The organism is Oecophyllibacter saccharovorans (assembly GCF_006542375.1).
GTDB classification, from domain to species: domain Bacteria; phylum Pseudomonadota; class Alphaproteobacteria; order Acetobacterales; family Acetobacteraceae; genus Oecophyllibacter; species Oecophyllibacter saccharovorans.
The window spans coordinates 1,675,800-1,695,207 of sequence record NZ_CP038143.1; the positions used below are offsets into that span (position 1 = coordinate 1,675,800).

Here is a 19,408-nt window from a genome sequence, read left to right on the forward strand (position 1 = left end):
GTGCCTGAGCTTTCAGGCGCGCCCGGTCAGCAGCCGGTTGGTGAGGTTCTTTTAGCCATCCTGCCTGCAGGGGTCAAGGGCCGCGTGGCTGAATTCAGGCAGGGGAGGCGAAAATTCTTCCTCCGGCTTTCAAGTCTCTTTTCCCGGCCGCCATGGCCCTCCGGAACAATCCTGCAAAATAATCCTGACCCTAAGGAAAAGAAGCGCTGCCGGAGGGTTGATGGATTTTCATGGCAGGGTCAGCAGGTTAGGGTAGGGCATGATCAGATTTCCGCTGTCCGTGCCCGCTTCCCCCTCCAGCACCGGTGCAACTGCCGCGGCCCCGCAGGCGGCCCAGGCAGCTGAGCAGCTGGGTGCGCCGCGCTGGGACCTGGGGGACCTGTATCTTTCCCCCGATGACCCGGCCCTGAAGGCGGATCTGGAGCGCTTGGAGCGCGAAGCAGAAGAATTTGAAAAGCGCTGGAAAGACCGGCTGGAGGCCACCGCCAATCCTTCCAGTCCCTCTTCACAGGACCAGGCCCCCCTGACGCCTGTCGAGCTGGCCCAGGCGCTGGAGGAATACCAGGACATCGAGGAAGGCCTGGGCAAGGTGGGATCTTACGCCCAGCTTCTCTTTGCCGCCCAGACGACCGACCCCGCCACTGGCCGCTTCGCCCAGCATGTGCGCGAGCAGGTGACGGCGCTCTCGGTGCGCCTGCTGTTCTTCACGCTGGCGCTCAACCGTCTGGATGAAAGCTGGCTGCAGGATGAAGCCCTGGCTGCCTGGCGCCCCTGGCTGCGTGACCTGCGCATTTTCCGTCCCTTCCAGCTTTCCGATGATGTCGAGCGGGCCCTGATGGAAACCTCCGTCACCGGGCGTGCGGCCTGGGTGCGGCTTTTTGACGAGACGATGGCCGCCATGACGGCGGAACTTGACGGCCGGACCGTGCCGCTCAATGACGCGTTCAACCAGCTCACCGACGCTGACCGCGGAAAACGCGCCCAGGCAGCCCAGGCCATCAGCGCGGCCCTGCAGGCCAACCAGCACCTTCTGGTGAGCATCACCAACACGCTTGCCAAGGACAAGGCCGTTGCGGACGGCATGCGCGGCTATCCCCGCCCGGTCAGTTCCCGCAACCGCGCCAACATGGTGGAAGACGGGGTGGTGGACGCGCTGGTGACAGCGGTGGACCAGGCCTATCCGCGCCTCTCGCACCGCTATTACGCGCTCAAGGCGAAATGGCTGGGGCTTGAGCGCCTGCAGCACTGGGACCGCAATGCCCCTCTGCCCGGTCATACGGAACGCCTGGTGCCCTGGCAGGAGGGGCGTGAAATCGTGCGCCAGGCCTACCAGGCGTTTGATCCCGAGATGGGCGCGCTGGCCAGCCGCTTTCTGGACCGCCCCTGGATCGATGCGGCTGCCGTTGCGGGAAAATCCTCGGGCGCCTTTGCCCATCCCACGGTTCCCTCGGTGCATCCCTACCTGCTGATGAACTACCAGGGACGCGCGCGCGACGTGATGACCCTGGCGCATGAAATGGGGCACGGCATCCACCAGATCCTGGCCGGCCAGGCGCAGGGCTACCTCAAATCCTCCACCCCGCTCACCCTGGCTGAAACCGCTTCGGTCTTCGGGGAGATGCTGACCTTCCAGTCCCTGCTGGACGCGGAGAAGGACCCCGGGAAAAAGCGTTTTCTGCTGGCAGCCAAGATCGAGGACATGCTCAATACCGTCGTGCGCCAGACAGCCTTCTACCAGTTTGAGACACAGGTTCACGAGGAGCGGCGCAATGGCGAGCTTTCAGCCGAACGGCTGGGGCAGATCTGGCGCGGCGTGCAGGAGCGCAGCCTGGGGCCGGCCTTTGAGTTCACGCCTGACTATGATGCCTACTGGTCCTATATTCCCCATTTCATCCATGCGCCCTTCTACGTCTATGCCTATGCGTTCGGGGACTGCCTGGTAAATGCGCTCTACAGCGTCTACCGGGAGCAGTCTGAGGGGTTTGCCGCAAAATACAGAACCATGCTGCAGGCGGGCGGCACGCTGCGCCACCGCGAGCTGCTCGCTCCCTTCGGGCTGGATGCAGGCGACCCGGCTTTCTGGAACAGAGGGCTGGACGTGATAGACGGATTGATCACCACCCTTGAAGAAGAGGTGGCGCACGGTTTCTGACAGGTTTCCCCGAAAGTCTTTCAGGCAGGGACCGGTTTTAAAGAGGGAGGGCACATGGCACGTGATCGCAATCTGGACAAGACCGGTTTCGTGGACAACGTTCAGCGCCTGGTCCGCACTTCCGGTGCCATGGGCGGGGTTGCGGCGCGGCTGGCCGGTCACCGGATCGGGCTGAATACGGGCTCGGCCAACCATGCCGAAGGCCTGCGTTCCGCGCTGGGCGCACTCAAGGGGCCGCTGATGAAGGGCGCGCAGCTGCTCTCCACCATTCCGGGCGCGCTGCCCGATGAATATGCCCAGGAGCTTGCCCACCTGCAGGCCAATGCGCCGCCTATGGGATGGAGCTTCGTGCGGCGGCGCATGCGCGCGGAGCTGGGTGATGAATGGCAGAAGAACTTCCGCGCCTTCAGCCATGACGCGGTTGCCGCCGCCTCCCTGGGTCAGGTGCATCGTGCGGTGCTGGCAGATGGGCGTGAAGTGGCCTGCAAATTGCAGTATCCGGGCATGCAGGGGGCGATGGAGAGCGACCTGCGCCAGCTGCGCACGGCGCTGGGCGTATACGGATTTTTCGGCAACACCATCCGCCAGGATGAAGTTTATGCCGAACTTGCCGACCGTATGCGTGAAGAGCTGGATTATGAGCGTGAGGCCAGCCATCTGCGCCTGTACCGCCTGATGCTGAAACACACGCCTTCGGTCAGCATTCCCGAGCCGGTCGGCAGCCTGACCACCCACCGCCTGCTGACCATGGGCTGGCTGAACGGCCGCAGTATGAAGAGCGTGCTTGAAGCCGAGCTGTCGCAGGAAGCGCGCAATGCCATCGCGCGCGCCCTGTTCCAGGCCTGGTACAAGCCCGTCTATCATTACGGGGTGATTCACGGCGACCCGCATATGGGCAATTTCACCATCGGCGATGACAACCGGTTGAACCTGCTGGATTTCGGGGCCGTGCGGGTGTTCACCCCCCGTTTTGTCGGCGGCGTGGTGGACCTGTTCACCGCCCTGCGTGACGGCGACGGGGAGCGGGCCTATGCCGCCTACCAGGCCTGGGGTTTCCGCAACCTGACGCGCGAGACGGCGGAAGTGCTCAATGAATGGGCGCGCTTCTTCTACCGCCCGCTCGTGACCGACCGGGAATGCACGATGCGTGAAAGCAATGACCCGGCAGAGGCGCGTGTCATCCTCGAGCGGGTTTATGAAGGTCTCAAAAAAACAGGTGGGGTGACCCTGCCGCGGGAATTCGTGCTGCTGGACCGCTCGGCCATCGGGCTGGGCAGCGCCTTCCTGCGCCTGGGTGCGCGGCTGAACTGGCACCGCATGTTCATGGAGCTGATTGAGGGCTTCAATGTCGACACGCTGGCAGCCCGCCAGCGGGAAGCGCTGACCCGTGCAGGCGTCAAACCCGTCAAGGCCTGAGCTCAGTCTGTAAAAACCTGGCCCGAAACGCTTTGCCGGCCCGGCTCCCATACATAAGTGCTTACACTTGCAAGGGAGCGGACCGGCAAAACCCTGGCGGTTGCCAGGCCAGGAGTAGAGAGGGGATCAGCTCAGGACTTGAACATCTTGCCGAGCTTACCCAGAGCGCCCTGCTCGATGGACTTGCCGATATCGGAGTTGAGGAAATCGGACACCAGCCCGCCCAGCCCATGCGAGGAGGTACCGGAGGCGGCCGTGCCAGCAGCCCCGGCTTCCGACCCGGCAGCGGTGGTGGAGGCGGCGGCAGAAGAGTTCCCCTCGAAAGCGCTCAGGGCGCCGTGGAACTGCTGCAGCAGCGTGCCGATATGGGTCTGCCCGCCTTCAAGGGTCTGGACGACCTGCTGCAGTTCCGCAGCCCAGTGGCCGGCTTTTTCATCGCCGTTCTGCGCGGCTTCCTGCATTTTGTTGATGAGATTTTCAAGCAGCTGGAAGGCCTGTTGGGCCACGCCTGCATATTGGGTATAGGCCTGTTCGAGCTTGGAGAGATCCATGGAGAAGGTCCTTAATATCTGAGGTTAAGGGCGGGGCAGCCTCTGGAGGCTGTTTCCGCCAGGTCCGCGGGTGATCCTAGCCCGGATGGCGCAACTTGGCAGGGGGAAAACGGCCCCGGCGAAACGATCGGAAGCCGGGGCCGGCAATTAGCACACACCCCTCTTGTCTTGCGCCCTCTGGTCTTGCACGCCCTGGATCATTCCCCCATCTAGAAAACATGGTAGCCACACAGTTGCACAGCACGCGCAAGAAAAAGAAGGCCATCGAGCCACGTCAGACGGATTTTTTTCCCGACCGCATGCCGGTCAAGGAGAAGACGCGCCGCCTGGTGGTGAAGTCGGACTATCAGCCTTCAGGTGACCAGCCCCAGGCCATTGCCGAGATCGTCCAGGGCCTGCAGGGAGGCGAGCGCGACCAGGTGCTGATGGGAGTGACGGGTTCAGGTAAGACCTTCACCATGGCCAAGGTGATCGAGGCCGTGCAGCGGCCCACCATTATCATGGCGCCCAACAAGACGCTGGCCGCGCAGCTTTACGGCGAGATGAAGAAGTTCTTCCCCGATAATGCGGTGGAATACTTCGTCTCCTACTATGATTACTACCAGCCTGAAGCCTACGTGCCGCGTTCCGACACCTTCATCGAGAAGGACAGCCAGCGCAACGAGCGCATCGACCGCATGCGCCATGCCGCCACCCAGGCGCTGCTTGAGCGCAATGACGTCATCATCGTCGCGTCTGTCTCGAGCATTTACGGCATCGGTTCGCCTGAATCCTACGCGCGCATGAAGATCGAGCTTGCCGAAGGCCAGACGCTGGAGCGTGACGCTTTCATCCGCTCCCTGATCGAGCTGCAGTATCAGCGCAATGACCTGGCCTTTGAGCGCGGCACCTTCCGGGTGCGCGGCGACCAGATCGATATTTTCCCCGTCCAGCATGAGGACCGGGCCTGGCGCGTGCGCATGTTCGGCGACGAGATCGAGGAGATCAACGAATTCGATCCCCTGACCGGGGAGATCACCTCCCATCTGGGCGAAGTCAATCTCTATGCCAACTCCCATTACGTGACCCCGCGCCCCACTCTCAACCAGGCGATGGGCAAGATCGCGGTCGAGCTGCAGGAGCGCCTGGCTGAGTTCGAGAAGGAGGGCAGGCCGCTGGAAGCCGCGCGGCTGAAGCAGCGCACCGAGTTCGATCTGGAGATGATGGAAACGGCCGGCGTCTGCAAAGGCATCGAGAACTATTCGCGCTACCTTACGGGCCGCCGCGCAGGCGATCCGCCGCCCACCCTGTTTGAATACCTCCCTGAAGACGCGCTGCTGATCGTCGATGAAAGTCATGTGGGCGTGCCGCAGATCGGCGGCATGGAACGCGGGGACCGCGCGCGCAAGGGCACGCTGGCCGAATACGGGTTCAGGCTGCCTTCCTGTCTCGACAACCGGCCGCTCTCCTTCTCTGAGTGGGAGGCTTACCGCCCGCAGACGCTCTTTGTCTCGGCAACGCCCGGGCCGTGGGAGCTGGAGCAGACCGGCGGCGTCTTTGCCGAGCAGATCATCCGTCCCACCGGCCTGGTGGACCCGATCACCGATGTCCGGCCCGTTGAAGGCCAGGTGGATGACCTGCTGCATGAAGCCCAGGCCACCATCAGCAAGGGCGGGCGAGTGTTGGTCACCACCCTGACCAAGCGCATGGCCGAGGACCTGACGGAATATCTGTCAGAAGCGGGCGTGAAAGTGCGCTACCTCCATTCCGACATCGACACGCTGGAGCGGATCGAGATCATCCGTGACCTGCGTTTGGGCACTTTTGACGTTCTGGTGGGCATCAACCTGCTGCGTGAGGGGCTCGACATCCCTGAATGCCAGCTGGTGGCCATTCTCGATGCGGACAAGGAAGGTTTCCTGCGTTCCCGCACCTCGCTGATCCAGACGATCGGGCGCGCTGCGCGCAACCAGGACGGGCGGGTGCTGCTCTATGCCGATTCCATGACCGACAGCCTGAGCTGGGCGGTGGAGGAAACCGCCCGCCGGCGTGAAAAGCAGATCGCCTGGAACGAGGCCCACGGGATCACGCCCACCACCGTGCGCAGCCGCATCGCCGACACCATGTTCGAGACCGAGGAGGAAACGCGCGCGCCCGCCAAAGCCAAAACAGCGCCCGAGGACAGCGTCTCGCTCGAGAAGGTGCGCAAGCAGATGCGCGAGGCGGCGGCAGAACTCAATTTCGAGCTGGCCGCCCAGTTGCGTGACGAGATCCGCCGCCGCGAAGCCCTGGAGCTCGGCCTTGAGGTGGAGCCTGCGGTGGATGCCGCCCTGCTGTCACCGGGGCGTCCGGGCCGCAGCCGCGCCCGCCTTGCAGGCGCCCACCCCGCCACGCAGGATTCTGACGGGCGGAGCGGGGCCAGGAAAGCGGGCGGCAAGTCGCGCACTGCTGCAAAGAAGGCCTGAGCCCATGCTGGAACTGAACTGCGGCAGCAACCACGTCGTGCTTGATCCTGTGCAGGGAGGGGGGATCAGGCAGTGGCGTCATGGTGGCCATGACGTGCTGCAACCCTGCCGCTTCATGAACGACGTGGCCTTTCCGGCTGCGGGCCCGAGCGCACCGCTCAGTGCGTGCCCCATCCTGCCCTTTGGCGGCCTGCTGTCTGAAGGCAGGTTTTCGTTTGCAGGCCAGGAATATGTGCTGGGAAAAGGCACGCCTGCCCATCTCCTGCACGGCAGCAGCTGGGCCTGCCCCTGGACCGTGGCCCACCGCATGGACCGGCAGGCGATTTTCGTGCTGGACCACGATCCGGCTGCTGCAGACAGGGCCTCGGAATGGCCTTTCGCTTATCGCGGCGTGGTTGAATACGTTCTGCACGACTGGGGACTGGCGGTGACAGTGGTCATTGAAAACCGCGACAGCGCCGAGCAGCCGGTGGGGCTGGGCTTTCTGGCCTGCCCGACAGCCGGCCCGCACGCCCGCCTGTCGCTGGACGCGCATTCCGCCTGGACAAAGGATGCCCAGGGCCTGCCTGCCGAGGAAGTGACCTGCACGGACATATGGGATTTCCGCCAGGGCCAGAGCCTGGAAGGACGCGCGCTGGACGCCTGCTTCACCGGTTTCGGCGGCCGCGCGGCGCTGGAAAACACCCCTGCGCGTTCCCCGCAGGCGTTTGTGTTCGAAGCGGATCCGGTCTTCACCCATCTTTCTGTCGAGCGCGCCTGGGAGGTAGTGGAGCGGGAGGGAGACGCAAAGGAGAGCGGCAGTCTCGAGTTCTTTGCGTCCACCGCCATGCCCGATGCCCTCAACCGTCCGGGCGTTGCGGGAGGCGGGATGCATGTTCTGGCGCCTGGTGCCCGGCTGGGCGGCAATCTGCGCCTGAAGCTCAGTGAGCACGCACACCGGCGGTCCCGCAGGCCATGAGCGCGGTGAAGCCCGCAGAGCCCAAGGGGGGAGGGCCAGCCACGCCGGCCTTGAACCGTTACCTGTCGCCCAAGGGGGCTGAAACCCTGCGCCAGGAGCTGCGGCATCTCTCCCGCGTCGAGCGGCCGCAGGTGGTGGAGGTCGTCTTCTGGGCTGCTGGCAACGGCGACCGGTCGGAAAATGCCGATTACCAGTACGGCAAGAAACGCCTGCGCGAGATCGACCGTCGCCTGAGGTTTCTCACCAAACGGCTGGAAAATGCCATCATCGTTGATCCGTCTGCCCAGACCAGCCGCGACCGCGTGTTTTTCGGCGCGACGGTCTGTTATGCCGATGAAGACGACCGGCGTTTCACCGTCACCATTCTGGGGGTGGATGAGGCCGCGTTCGAGCGAGGTGAGGTCAGCCTCGTCTCGCCTGTCGCCCGTGCCCTGATGCGCGCCCGGGTCGGCGATGAAGTCTCGCTGCACACGCCTTCAGGCCCGGTGCCCATTGAGATCCTCTCCATCTCCTATCCACCGCCCGCACCCTCCTGAAGGCAGTGCTTTTCGGACCGGCCCTTTATTCATTTTATCTCCCGCTTTCAGGAGGCTCTGTCGACTGTGCCCCAAATTTCCTCCCCTTCAACCCCCGCTGATCCCGCCGCACCGCGTCGCCGTGTCGCCGTGCAGATGGACCCCCTGGAACATGTCAACATCGACGGCGATTCAACCTTCGCCCTGATGCTGGAGGCGCAGCGGCGCGGGCATGAGCTGTATGTCTACGCGCCGACCTCGCTGACCCTGCGTGAGGGGGTGGGCAGCGGCGCTGCAGGCGCAGGCCGCGTGCAGGCGCGCGCACGCCCGGTGAAAGTCCAGCGCGTGCACGGCGACCATGCGCAGTTCGGGCCGGAAGAGACGGTTGATCTGGGCGACATGGACGTCATCCTTATGCGTCAGGACCCGCCTTTTGACATGGGCTACATCACCGCGACCCATCTCCTGGAACATATTGATGGCACCGGTCCGGGCAAGGCGCTGGTGGTCAACAATCCCGCAGCGGTGCGCAATGCGCCTGAAAAGCTGCTGGTAACCCATTTCCCCCACCTGATGCCGCCAACCTTGGTGACCTGGGACCCGCAGGCCATCGCCGATTTCAGGGCCCGCTACGGCGACATCATCCTCAAGCCCCTTTACGGCAATGGCGGTGCGGGGATTTTCCGCGTCAAACCTGATGACGAGAATTTCTCCTCCCTGCTGGAGATGCATTTCACGCGCTCGCGCGAACCGCTGATGGTCCAGCGTTACGAGCCGGCTGTCAGGCAGGGGGACAAGCGCATCATCCTGGTTGACGGCCATCCCATCGGGGCCATCAACCGCATTCCGGCCCAGGGGGAGGCGCGCTCCAACATGCATGTGGGCGGGCGGGCTGAAAGCGTTGCCCTGACCCCGCGTGACCGTGAGATCTGCGAGACGATCGGCCCTTACCTGCGCCAGTACGGCCTTATCTTCACCGGGATCGACGTGATCGGTGACTGGCTGACTGAAATCAATGTCACCTCGCCCACCGGGCTGCAGGAGCTGGACCGCTTTGACGGCATCAACAGTGCAGGCCTGGTCTGGGATGCGATCGACAAACGCCTGAAAGAGCCTGGCTGAATTTTCCCTGTGCAAAGCAGCAAGAGCGGTTCTGCAGGGCGCGCCCCTTCTGCATGGCAGCCATTCTGAAACGGCGCGTTATTGCGCCTTAGGTGGCTCTTCGGCCCCGCCTTCTTGTGACGCGGGCGGTTCAGGCTGCGGCCTGGGCGGTGGCGCGTAGGTGAAGGGCTGGGGTGAAACGGCTTCCCCAGGCGTGCCTGAAGGCGCTTGCGGCGGCTTGTCCTTACCGAAACGGTTGGAAAACCAGTCCAGAAGGGGCGTTTTGACATTGAGGAAGGCCAGGAAGGCCCAGATGAGGCAGCCCAGGACCGCTAGGGTCCCGACCAGATGTGCAGCGAAAAAGGCGATTATGGAAGAGGGGAGCGACGACATGGATTCAGGGACCGGATTACAGGCTTCGGAAGGGCATGATCGTGCGAGTCTGCCAGAGGGACTACTTGATGAGCAAGCGGAAGCGTGGTTGAAGAGTGCCACGCCCCTCCATGACCGGGGCGGAGGCAACGAGGTATCGAGCTCCATGACAACGTCATCTCACCAGCACCCCCGCTCCGCACTTGATGCAGAGAGCGTCAGACAGGCGTACCGGCGCTGGGCGCGCATCTATGACACGGTGTTCGGAGGGATCTCGGCTTTCGGTCGCCGTCGCGCGGTGGAGGCAGTCAACAATTTGCCGGGCAAGAATGTTCTGGAAGTGGGTGTCGGCACCGGTCTGGCGCTGCCCGCTTACCGGGCTGACAAGCGCATCACCGGCATTGACCTCTCCGAAGACATGCTGGAGCGGGCACGCGAGCGCGTCGTGCGCGAAGAGCTGAGCAATGTCGATGCGCTGGAGGTGATGGATGCCGAGAGCACCCGCTTCCCCGATAACAGCTTTGACACGGCAGTGGCCATGTTCGTGGCTTCGGTCGTGCCCAATCCGGCCCGTCTCCTCGCTGAGCTGAAGCGGGTGGTGAAGCCCGGTGGGCATATCCTGTTCGTCAATCACTTTCTGGCTCCGGGCGGCGCGCGGCTGATGGTGGAGCGCGCCATGGCCCGCGCTTCCCGGTCGCTCGGCTGGCACCCTGACTTTGCCATGGAAAGCCTGCTGCCGCCCCGTGACCTGGAGCGCTGCACCATCCAGCCTGTCCCGCCTGCCGGGCTGTTCACCTTGGTGACCCTGTCCAACGACAAGCCGGCCTGAGCGTCTCCTTTCAAGTTCTTTCGCGCATGAAAAAGGCTCCCGAGCGTCTCAACCGGACGCTCGGGAGCCTTTTTCAGGTTCGGCAGGCTTCTCTCTTGAAGAAGCGCCAGGTCAGCTGGCAGGTTGCTGAATGGCTGAAAGCACCCAGTTGCCGCGACCGTTATCGGCGCGCACGAAGGTCCACAGCTCTGTTACGGTGACAGGCTGGTCCGGGTTGCCCTCGATCACATTGCCCAGGGAATCAGTCGTCACGTCGATCATCGAATAGCGCATGGCGACCGTCGCATAGACCAGATTGCCCTCGCGCCAGGCTTCGGCAAGCTCGCCACTGATGAAGTGCACCTGCGAGACAACATTGCGCGCGCCCTGGCTGGAAAGCTCTGAAAGCTGCTGGCTGAAGTAAGAGGCCATCTCAGGCGTGGTCATGCTGCGCAGGGCGGTGAGGTTTTCCGCACTCCAGGCGTTCTCGATGTTGAGCAGGAGCTTTTCGAAATCCCGGTAATCATCAGGCGACAGGGTGACGGGCTGCGAAACCGCGCCGCCTGAAACCATGCCAGGCCGCCTGGCCGGCGCGGCACTCCCGGAGGGACGGCGCCACAGGCGCATCACCCACATGATGAGCAGGCCCAGCAGGGCGGCCTGGAACAGGAAGCCCAGGAAAGAGCTGCCACCGGTGAAGCCGCCGAAGAAGCCGTGGCCGCTCAGCATGCCGACCAGGCCTGCCCCCAGCAGGCCGCCTGCAAAGCCGGTCATGAAGGGATGGCGCTGCGTGAAGGACGGCCGGGCCATCCCCATGCCTGCCCCCATTGGCGGTCGCATCACGGGGCGTGCGCCCATCATGTTGGGCGCACCGTACGGGGCTGCGGCCGGCGGCGGCGTATAAGGGCGTTCAGGGGCAGGGGTGTAGCTGCGCTGCATGGGGCGGACCCCGTAAGGCGTCAGCGGGGTGGAAGGCGGAGCGCTCCAGGTATGGCTGCCCCGGCTGCCCATGGACCAGCCGCGCCCGGCTCGCGCCTGGGCAGCGCCTGCCGGCAGGAAGAGCGGAAAGAGCAGGGCGGCTGACAGCAGGGCCGGCAGAACGCGCGAGACGGAGAGGGAGTGACGCATGGTGATCAGGTTCCTGCGATGGTCATGGAATCGATCCGGACGCTGGGGGCAGCGTGCGCCCGGTCATAGGTGAGGTCGTCAGCTGCGGTCAGGCTGGCGAACATGGCGGCGAGATCGCCTGCAAGCGTAACCCCTGAGACAGGCTCGGCGATCTGGCCGTTGCGGATCATGAAACCCGCAGCTCCGCGGCTGTAATCGCCGGTGAGCAGGTTGATCGCGTTGCCCATGAGCTCGGTGACAAGCAATCCTTCGGAGATATCGGCCCGCAGCGCCTGCGGCGTGAGGGTGCCGGGCTGCATGATGAAGTTGCTGGTGCCCGGCCTGGGCGGCGCGCTGCTGGAACGCACGGCGCGTCCGTTTGAGGTCAGGCCCAGCTGTCGCGCCGTCCGGCTGTCAAGGAGCCAGTGTTCAAGCACACCGTCATCAATGACTGCAAGTTCCGTGGCCGCGCAGCCTTCCCCGTCAAAGGGGCGCGAGCCCGGGCCGCGCGCAAGGCGGGGAGAATCAGTGATGCGGATGCCTTCCCGGAAGAGGCGTTGGCCCCGCCGGTCCCGCAGGAAGGAAGCCCCGCGGGCGATCGTCGCCCCGTTGATGGCGCTGGCCAGATGGCCCAGCAGGCTGTTGGAGACGCGCCGGTCGAAGATGACAGGCATTGTTCCCGTAGTAGGCCGGGTCGGGTTGAGGCGCGCCAGGGCCCGCTCGGCTGCCTCGGTTCCGAGCTCGGCCGCGCTGCGCAGGTCCGCCTGGTGGGTGGTCGAATGGGTGGCGTAATCACGCTCCATCGCATTACCCGTGCCAGCCACCACGCTGACGCCCCGCCCGAAGCGCGTGCGCGCGTAAGCGCCGCTGAAACCGCCTGTGGTGGCCAGGGCGATCTCCTGATACTGCGCACTGGCTGAAGCGCCGCTGCTGTTGGTGATGCCTTTGCACCCCAGGGCGGCTTCCTCCATGGCACAGGCGGTTTCAATCAGCTGCTCCATGGAAGGGGGCGCGCTGGGGTCGACCAGGTCCAGCTGTTCGATCACCTGCCGGTCTGGCTGAGCCAGGGGATGCTCAGCCAGGCCATCGAAAGGGGAAGGCGGCACGGCATCGGCCATAGCGCAGGCGCGTTCGGCCAGCTGCTCCAGCGCGTTGCGCGACAGGTCGGTGCTGGAGACGCAGGCCATGCGCCCGTTTTTGAACACCCGCAGCCCGAGCCCGACATTCTCGGCATGCTCACGCTCCTCAGGCCGTCCTTCACGCACCAGGGCCGAGTGGTCGCGGCTGCGCGTTACGACCGCATCAGCCTGGTCTGCGCCCTGTTGGCGGGCAAGCTGGAGGGCCTGTTCAAGCAGGGGCTGCAGGGAGCTCGGATCGGAAGGGGTCATGAGGTCAGGCTTTCCTGAATGGCGCTCAGCGCGGGGAGATCGTCCCCGCACTCCCTGCCGATGGTAGCGAGGGTGGGGGTCGAGGAAAACAGCCGGGCCGCCATGGCCAGGATCTCTTCTTCACGCACGGCGTCGATCATGGCGATGGTCTCGCTTGCGGGGATGACCTGGCCGTGCACCTGCACCTGGCGGGCCAGCTGGGCACAGCGGCTGCCTGTGCTCTCCTGCGACATGAGCAGTGAGGCCTTGAGCTGGGCGCGGGCGCGGGCGAGCTCCTCAGGGCTGATGCCGTCCTGCAGGCGCCTGAGCTCGTCAAGCAGGACGGGAACCAGCTCGCCCAGCTGGTCAGGCCCCGTGCCGGCATAGATGCCGAACAACCCGCTATCGGCAAAGGAGCTGGCGAAGGAATAAACGCTGTAGACCAGGCCCCGCTTTTCGCGGATCTCCTGAAACAGCCGCGAGGACATGCCCCCGCCCAGCAGGGTGGAGAGCACCATGAGCGCGTAACGGGAGGGCTCATGCAGCCCGGGTCCTTCGAAGCCCAGCAGGAAATGCAGCTGGTCAAGCGCGCGCGTTTCCTTGAACTGCCCGCCCGCGTAGCGCGCAGGCTCGGGCTTGGGCGGCGCGTGGTCGGGCAGGTCGCTGAAATGCTGCTCTACCAGCCGCACCACCTCGTCATGGTCGAGCTTGCCGGCAGCGGCGATGACGGTGTTGCGGGTGCTGTAATGCCCGCCCATGTAATTCATGAGCGTGTCGCGCTCCATTGCGGTAATCAGCGTATCGGGCCCCAGGATCGGCCGTCCCATCGGCTGATCGGGATAGGCGCGCTCCTGGAAGTGGTCGAAAATGACATCGTCAGGCGTGTCATTGGCCTGGCCGATCTCCTGCAGGATCACGCCGCGTTCGCGCTGGAGCTCCTCGGGATCGAAGGTGCTGTGGGTGAGGATGTCGCCGATGATATCGATGCCGAGCGCCAGGTCCTCCTTGAGCAGCTTGGCGTAATAGGCGGTGTTCTCGCGGGCGGTATAGGCATTGATACTGGCGCCGACATTTTCGATCTCCTCGGCAATGCGCGCGGCACTGCGCCTGTGCGTGCCCTTGAAGGCCATGTGCTCGAGGAAATGCGCCACCCCGTTGCTGCTGGCCTCTTCATGGCGGGTGCCTGCCGCCACATAAGCGCCGAAGGAGACGGTCTCGACCTGCTCCATGCGTTCAGTGACGATTTCCAGACCGTTGTCGAGAAGGGTGCGTTGGATGGGGGCGCTCATCGGGCGGGAAACCTCATGTGCAGTTTAAGGGGCTGAAGGGCAGGGCGGCTGCAAAGGGCCGCCGGTCAGGCGCGGTGCAGATGGGCGCGCACCGCTTCTTCAATGGCGGCCACTTCGCCGGGGCGGCGGGTGCAGCGTTCAGGCCGGCTGAACAGGTCAGCCAGATGTGGGGGCAGCGACGGCTCAAGTCCAGTCGCCTGCCTGACGGCATCGGGAAATTTGGCCGGATGGGCGGTGGCGGCAGCGATCATGGGGATGCCCGCTTCCCTGAAGCGCGCGCCTGTTGCAAGCCCGATGGCGGTATGGGGGTCAGCCAGGTAACCGGCCTGGTCGTAGAAGGTCTTCATCGCCTCCAGGGTCTGGTCGTCGTCAAAGGCTGCGCCCTCGAAGACGTCGCGCATCGCCTGCCAGGCGTCATGGGGCACGGCCATGTGCCCGGTTGCGCGGAATTCCTTCACGATCGCACTGCAGCGTGCCGCATCGCGGTCGAGCATTTCAAAGAGCAGGCGCTCGAAATTGGAGGAGACCTGGATGTCCATCGAGGGCGAGAGGCTGGGCTCCACATTGCGCATGCTCATGTCATTGTTGAGCAGGAAGCGGGTCAGGATGTCATTTTGGTTGGAGCCCACGCACAGCCTGCGCACGGGCAGGCCCATCCTGCGCGCGCTCCAGGCAGCCAGTATATTGCCGAAATTGCCGGTCGGCACTGCAAAGGAGACTTCGCGGTCAGGCCCGCCAAGCGCCAGGGCGGCGCGGAAATAATAGGGGATCTGGGCTGCGATGCGCGCCCAGTTGATGGAATTGACGGCCGAAAGCCCGACCTCCCGGCGGAACGCCTCGTCAGCGAACATGGCCTTCACCAGGTCCTGGCAGAGGTCGAAATCCCCTTCGACGGCGATGTTGAGCACATTGCCGTCAGTCACGCTGGTCATCTGCCGGCGCTGCACTTCCGAGGTGCGGCCTTCGGGGTGCAGGATGACGATGGAGACGTTTTCAAGCCCGCGGAAGGCTTCCAGCGCAGCGGAGCCCGTATCGCCTGAAGTGGCGCCGATGATCGTCGCCCGTTGCCCGCGCTGCTGCAGGACATGCTGGAACATGCGCCCGAGCAGCTGCATGGCCATGTCCTTGAAGGCCAGGGTGGGGCCGTGAAAGAGCTCCAGCGCGAAGAGCCCGTCCTCCACCTCGCACAGCGGCGCGACAGCCGGGTGGCGGAAGGTGCCGTAGACATCGCGGCACATCTCCTGCAAGGCTGGCCGGGCGATGTCGTCGCCCGTGAAAAGCCCGATGATCTCGGCGGCAAGGTCAGCATAGGGCAGTGCGCGCCACTCCCGCAGGGTTGCAGGCGAAAGCTCAGGCCAGGCCTCAGGCATGTAGAGGCCGCCATCCCCGGCCAGGCCGCTCAGGAGAATATCGGCAAAGCCGGGGCTGTCACTCAGCTCCGTGCCGCGTGTGGATCGGTAATGCATCTCCCACCTATAGCAAGGCGGGCGCGCAAGTGAGAAGTGACAGCAGCGGTTACAGAAGGCAGCATTGAAAGAGATGGGGAAAGAGACGGGAAGAAAAAGAAGAGATGTCGGCAAGCCCATTTCTGCATGAAGGGGAAACCCGCGATGAAAAACTGACCCGGGCCCGCCAGGCCCTGCAGGGCGGGCGGCTGGAGGAGGCGGCCGGCCTGGCGCGTGAAGCGGCGCTGGGCAGCATGGCCCCTGATGCGGTGCATATCCTGGCAGCCATCGCGCTGCTGCAGGACATGCCCGCCCAGGCCATCGCCCTGGCCAGCCGGGCGCTGCAGCTTCACCCCGCTGCGCCCCCTGCGCTGCAGTCGCGCCTCCACCAGGTGCTGGGGCGCGCCTTCCTGCGCGAGGGGCAGGCGGAGGCAGCCCATGCAGCCTTTGCCCTGGCTGTGGCCCTGCTGCCTGAGGAAGCGGCAGCGCATGCAGGGCTGGGGGAAGCGGAACTGACCCTGGGCGCGGCCGCGCAGGCCAGCGCCAGTTTCCGCCACGCCCTCAGGCTAGCGCCGGCAGAGCCCATGTTGTGGTTCTGGCTGGGCAGTGCGGCGCAGCAGGCAGGCCAGCTGGAGGAAGCCGCCCAGGCCTTCGGCCGCCTGGTGGAGTTGTGCCCTGGTGATGCCGGCGCACGGGCGAGCTGGGCGGCCGTCCTGCTGGATCAGGGCAGGCTTGCGGAAAGCCGCGCGCTGCTGGAGGAAGCGGACCGCCTGCTGCCGGACCAGCGGCCCACGCTCAACAATCTAGCCCTGGTGCTGATGCGCCTTGGTGACCTGGCGGGCGCCTCAGCGCTGTTTGACAGGCTGATTGACGGTCAGGACGCGCCCGGCGAGGCGCTTTCCCCCCAGCAGGCCACGCTGAGGCTCAATCAGGGCACGGTGCTTTATGAGCGCGGTCGGCTCGCTGAGGCTGAAGCGCTCTTTCGCACGGTCAGCCAGGCGGAAGGGGGCGACAAACCGGAATCCGGTCTTTCGGGGCCAGCGGCGCAGGCGCGCTTCAACCTGGCAGCGGTGCATCTGGCGCGCGGGGCGTGGCAGCAGGGCTGGGAAGCTTTCGAGGCGCGCCAAGGGCTAGCCGATCTCGTGCCCCAGCCCCTGAAAGCCCTGCCGCTGTGGGATGGCAGTGCAGGCGAAGAACCGGTCTGGGTCTACGGGGAGCAGGGTCTGGGCGACATGGTGCAGTTTCTGCGCTTTCTGCCTGCGCTTTCTGCCCGCCGTCCGGTCAGGCTGTGGATGCCGCCTGACATGCAGGCCCTGGCCGGACGCGTCAGAGGGTTTGATAAAACACGCCTGCAGGCCGGCGCCCCCCACACGCCCACGGCTGGCGAGATGCGGGTCTCCCTGCTGAGCCTGCCTTTTCTGCTTGGGGGCGGACACGGCTGCGCACCCCGGCCGGACCCTTACCTGACCCCTTCCTGCCAATCCGCCGCCAAGGCCGGGACAGCACGAAAGCGCCCCCTGGTCGGCCTCTGCTGGTCGGGCAACCCGCATTATCTTTTCGACCGCAGGCGTTCGATGCCAGTGAACTGTCTGGAGCCTCTGCGCGACCTCAGTGGGCTGCGTTTTCGCGCCCTGCAGAAGGACGGGCCGGTGCCAGGCTGGATGGAGCGGTGCAGTGAAGAAGCCCTGGCCTCTGTGGAAGGGTTTGCCCGCGCGGTGGAGGAATGTGACCTCGTCATCAGCGTCGACACGTTGACGGCGCATCTGGCAGGCGCGCTGGGGCGCCCGTTATGGCTGCTCAACCGGCGGGGCGGTGACTGGCGCTGGCAGCAACCCCACTGGTACCGCGATGTCCTGCAGTTCATCCCGACTGAAGAAGGCTTGCCTGAAGAGGGTTGGGCCGAAACAGCTGCGCGCCTGCACCGGCATTTGCTGGCCTGGCAGCGTGAACAGGAAGGATCCGGCCCGGAAAGTTGAGGCCTGAAGCGCCAGACTGCGCTGCAGATTCACCTGCGGGGATGTTTTGCAAGCAGGCCTTTGCCCAGTGCCAGCCCCATGACAGCCACGGGCGCGCTGAACAGCCAGAGAAAAAATCCGTCCCGCCTGCCTGCCAGAGCGAGGGCTGCCAGCAGAAGGCACAGGATCCCGCCTGTGGTGAAAAGGGCTGTAGGGCGCGGCGGAAGAGGAGGGGCCTGGCAGCGTTTGCGAACAAACAGCGCCAGCAGCGCCCAGCCGAGCACACAGAGGGTCAGGGCTGCGAGTTCTCTCATGACAGAGGGCCGGAAGTTTTCGGGCAGGGCCGGCAGCTGCGCCTCAGGTGCAACAGAACGGAAGCCCCCACCAGGCCGGTCAGCACGCCTGCCAGGTCTGTTCCCCACAGAACCGCGCTGTAAGGCGTGGGGGAAAGTGACGGGCGGCGCGTAATGAAATCAAGCACCGGCAGCCCAAGCCCCAGCAGGCTGAGCGGCAGGAGAACGGCCCCCCAGCAGAGGGTTTGGCTTCGGGGCGTGTTTTCCGGGGCGCCTGAGAATATCCATGACAGCAGGGGCAGGAGGAAGCCTGTCCCCCAGAGCGTGAAGAAAACCTCCTCCTGCCAGAGGATGGGGTCAGGCCGGGGGGATGGCAGCCGGCTGGCCCAGAGCAGGCCGAGCGTAGCAAGGGGAAAGCCTGCAAGCGCCCAGGTCACGGCTCCCTGATACAGGCCAGCCAGCCAGCGTGGCGCGCGCGCCGGGGCAGCAGCGGCTTTGCGCGCTTCCGATTTCTGAAACAGGATCAACCCGCTCGCCAGCACGCCCAGCCCTGCCAGACCGCAGAAGCCGTACAGCCAACGGATTGTCGAGGGCGCCCAGCGCAGGTCATGCAGGCCTCGCATGAAGCCGTAAAGGGAACACCCCTGGGCAGCCGTGACACGCTCGGCTGTATCGACATGGCTGCGCATGGGGCAGAACTGCCCGGCGTCGCTGCGGTAGAGAGTGGTCCCCGCGCCTGAGAAGAGAACGAAACCGTTCTGGCCTCTGCCCCACAGGGCTGTGCCGGTGGCCAGAAGCTCCGGGAGCGTGTGCGGCGCTGGCGTAAGCACGCTTTGGGCCTGCAGGCGCGCTGGCGGGTTGGTGAGGCGGGTCTGCATTTTTTCAGGCAACAGGTCGGTGGCTGCAAGAAAGGTGCCGCTGACCCCTGTAAGGAGCAGCACTGCAAAAGCCAGCGTGCCTGCAAGCAGGTGCAGGTCCAGCCAGCTGCGATGGGCGCTGCCGTAAGGCCGGAACTGCAGGAAAGCAGGTTTCAGCCGCGGCCATTGCAGCAGCAGGCCGGTGAAGAGGGAAACAAGAAAACACCCCCCGGCTACTGTGACCAGCAGCGACCCCCAAGGCGCGCGCAGGTGAAAGCTGTCATGCAGCGTGACGAAAAACGCTCCGCCCGCCACGGCCTGGCCTGGCAGCCGCGCGCCGCTTGCGGGGTCGAGAGCGGGGCCGCGGAAAACGTGACCGTCATACTGCCACAGGTGCAGGCCCGGCGCGCCAGGCTGAGGCAGGTTCAGAAAGGGGGTGGCCTTCCAGTGCCGGCTTGCTTGCAGGTCTGAGCCTTTGGAGTCGGGATGGCGGACCAGGGCCTCCGCTTCTTCCAGCGCGCGGGGTGCAAGCGGGGCCTGGGTGAGGGTGGCTGGCTGCATCCATCCCTGCAGGTCCGCGCTGAAGAGGCTCAGCAGCCCGCTATAGAAAAGCGCGGTCAGCAAAAGACCTGCCGGAAAGCCGACCCAGCGATGCACAAAACGCAACACGCCGCGCAGCCCTGCAGGTTTCCTGCCACTCGTGCCTTTGGGGGCGTTCTTTTCGCTGTTGTTTTTCAAGGGCCTGCAGCGCCTGGGGCATGGGTAGGGGGCATGGACT

General features: G+C 65.0%; 16 protein-coding genes. 8 read left to right on the plus strand and 8 right to left on the minus strand.

The window, feature by feature from the left end; all coding sequences use genetic code 11:
- Positions 1-259: 259 nt before the first annotated feature.
- Complete coding sequence (locus E3E11_RS07280) at positions 260-2,152, plus strand: M3 family oligoendopeptidase (protein ID WP_141451806.1); 1,893 nt, start codon at positions 260-262, stop codon at positions 2,150-2,152.
- Between the two features lie 54 nt (positions 2,153-2,206).
- A complete protein-coding gene (locus E3E11_RS07285) occupies positions 2,207-3,568 on the plus strand; it encodes an ABC1 kinase family protein (protein ID WP_141451807.1) in 1,362 nt (453 codons plus the stop codon).
- Positions 3,569-3,699: 131 nt separating this feature from the next.
- Here the strand turns inward: E3E11_RS07285 and E3E11_RS07290 are convergent, their stop codons facing one another.
- The gene (locus E3E11_RS07290; protein WP_141451808.1) at positions 3,700-4,119 is read right to left on the minus strand and encodes a hypothetical protein; all 420 of its coding nucleotides are present in this window, start codon (positions 4,117-4,119) and stop codon (positions 3,700-3,702) included.
- Positions 4,120-4,418: 299 nt separating this feature from the next.
- Between E3E11_RS07290 and uvrB the strand changes: the two genes are divergently transcribed.
- From uvrB to gshB, 4 genes are all read left to right on the plus strand, one after another.
- Positions 4,419-6,563: an excinuclease ABC subunit UvrB gene (gene uvrB / locus E3E11_RS07295; protein WP_231119051.1), complete on the plus strand. Its 2,145-nt coding sequence runs from the start codon at positions 4,419-4,421 to the stop codon at positions 6,561-6,563.
- A 4-nt stretch (positions 6,564-6,567) separates the two neighbouring features.
- Positions 6,568-7,521: an aldose epimerase family protein gene (locus E3E11_RS07300; protein WP_168189224.1), complete on the plus strand. Its 954-nt coding sequence runs from the start codon at positions 6,568-6,570 to the stop codon at positions 7,519-7,521.
- Positions 7,518-8,057 carry a transcription elongation factor GreB gene (gene greB, locus E3E11_RS07305; protein WP_141451811.1) on the plus strand — a complete coding sequence of 180 codons (540 nt, stop codon included), beginning with the start codon at positions 7,518-7,520 and terminating at the stop codon, positions 8,055-8,057. Before E3E11_RS07300 ends, greB begins: the two co-directional genes overlap by 4 nt.
- A 135-nt stretch (positions 8,058-8,192) precedes the next feature.
- The gene (gene gshB, locus E3E11_RS07310; RefSeq protein ID WP_141452235.1) at positions 8,193-9,158 is read left to right on the plus strand and encodes a glutathione synthase; all 966 of its coding nucleotides are present in this window, start codon (positions 8,193-8,195) and stop codon (positions 9,156-9,158) included.
- A 78-nt stretch (positions 9,159-9,236) separates the two neighbouring features.
- Here the strand turns inward: gshB and E3E11_RS07315 are convergent, their stop codons facing one another.
- A complete protein-coding gene (locus E3E11_RS07315) occupies positions 9,237-9,530 on the minus strand; it encodes a hypothetical protein (protein ID WP_141451812.1) in 294 nt (97 codons plus the stop codon).
- A 145-nt stretch (positions 9,531-9,675) separates the two neighbouring features.
- Between E3E11_RS07315 and E3E11_RS07320 the strand changes: the two genes are divergently transcribed.
- Positions 9,676-10,338: a class I SAM-dependent methyltransferase gene (locus tag E3E11_RS07320; protein WP_141451813.1), complete on the plus strand. Its 663-nt coding sequence runs from the start codon at positions 9,676-9,678 to the stop codon at positions 10,336-10,338.
- Positions 10,339-10,449: 111 nt separating this feature from the next.
- On the opposite strand, the gene E3E11_RS07325 is transcribed toward E3E11_RS07320, so the two are convergent.
- The 4 genes from E3E11_RS07325 to thrC form a co-directional block, all read right to left on the minus strand.
- Positions 10,450-11,445: a Tim44 domain-containing protein gene (locus tag E3E11_RS07325; protein ID WP_141451814.1), complete on the minus strand. Its 996-nt coding sequence runs from the start codon at positions 11,443-11,445 to the stop codon at positions 10,450-10,452.
- A 5-nt stretch (positions 11,446-11,450) separates the two neighbouring features.
- On the minus strand, positions 11,451-12,812 hold the full coding sequence (locus E3E11_RS07330) for a TldD/PmbA family protein (protein ID WP_141451815.1): 1,362 nt from the start codon (positions 12,810-12,812) through the stop codon (positions 11,451-11,453).
- On the minus strand, positions 12,809-14,080 hold the full coding sequence (locus tag E3E11_RS07335) for a M16 family metallopeptidase (protein ID WP_141451816.1): 1,272 nt from the start codon (positions 14,078-14,080) through the stop codon (positions 12,809-12,811). The genes E3E11_RS07330 and E3E11_RS07335 overlap by 4 nt, the downstream gene beginning before the upstream one ends.
- Positions 14,081-14,145: 65 nt before the next feature.
- Positions 14,146-15,546 (minus strand): threonine synthase, encoded by a 1,401-nt coding sequence (gene thrC / locus E3E11_RS07340; protein WP_141451817.1) that lies wholly within the window; start codon positions 15,544-15,546, stop codon positions 14,146-14,148.
- A 104-nt stretch (positions 15,547-15,650) separates the two neighbouring features.
- On the opposite strand from thrC, the gene E3E11_RS07345 reads away from it, so the two are divergent.
- On the plus strand, positions 15,651-17,501 hold the full coding sequence (locus E3E11_RS07345; RefSeq protein WP_141451818.1) for a tetratricopeptide repeat protein: 1,851 nt from the start codon (positions 15,651-15,653) through the stop codon (positions 17,499-17,501).
- Between the two features lie 29 nt (positions 17,502-17,530).
- Here the strand turns inward: E3E11_RS07345 and E3E11_RS07350 are convergent, their stop codons facing one another.
- Positions 17,531-17,794 (minus strand): hypothetical protein, encoded by a 264-nt coding sequence (locus E3E11_RS07350; RefSeq protein WP_141451819.1) that lies wholly within the window; start codon positions 17,792-17,794, stop codon positions 17,531-17,533.
- Positions 17,791-19,368: a PepSY-associated TM helix domain-containing protein gene (locus tag E3E11_RS07355; RefSeq protein WP_141451820.1), complete on the minus strand. Its 1,578-nt coding sequence runs from the start codon at positions 19,366-19,368 to the stop codon at positions 17,791-17,793. The genes E3E11_RS07350 and E3E11_RS07355 overlap by 4 nt, the downstream gene beginning before the upstream one ends.
- Positions 19,369-19,408 lie beyond the last annotated feature (40 nt).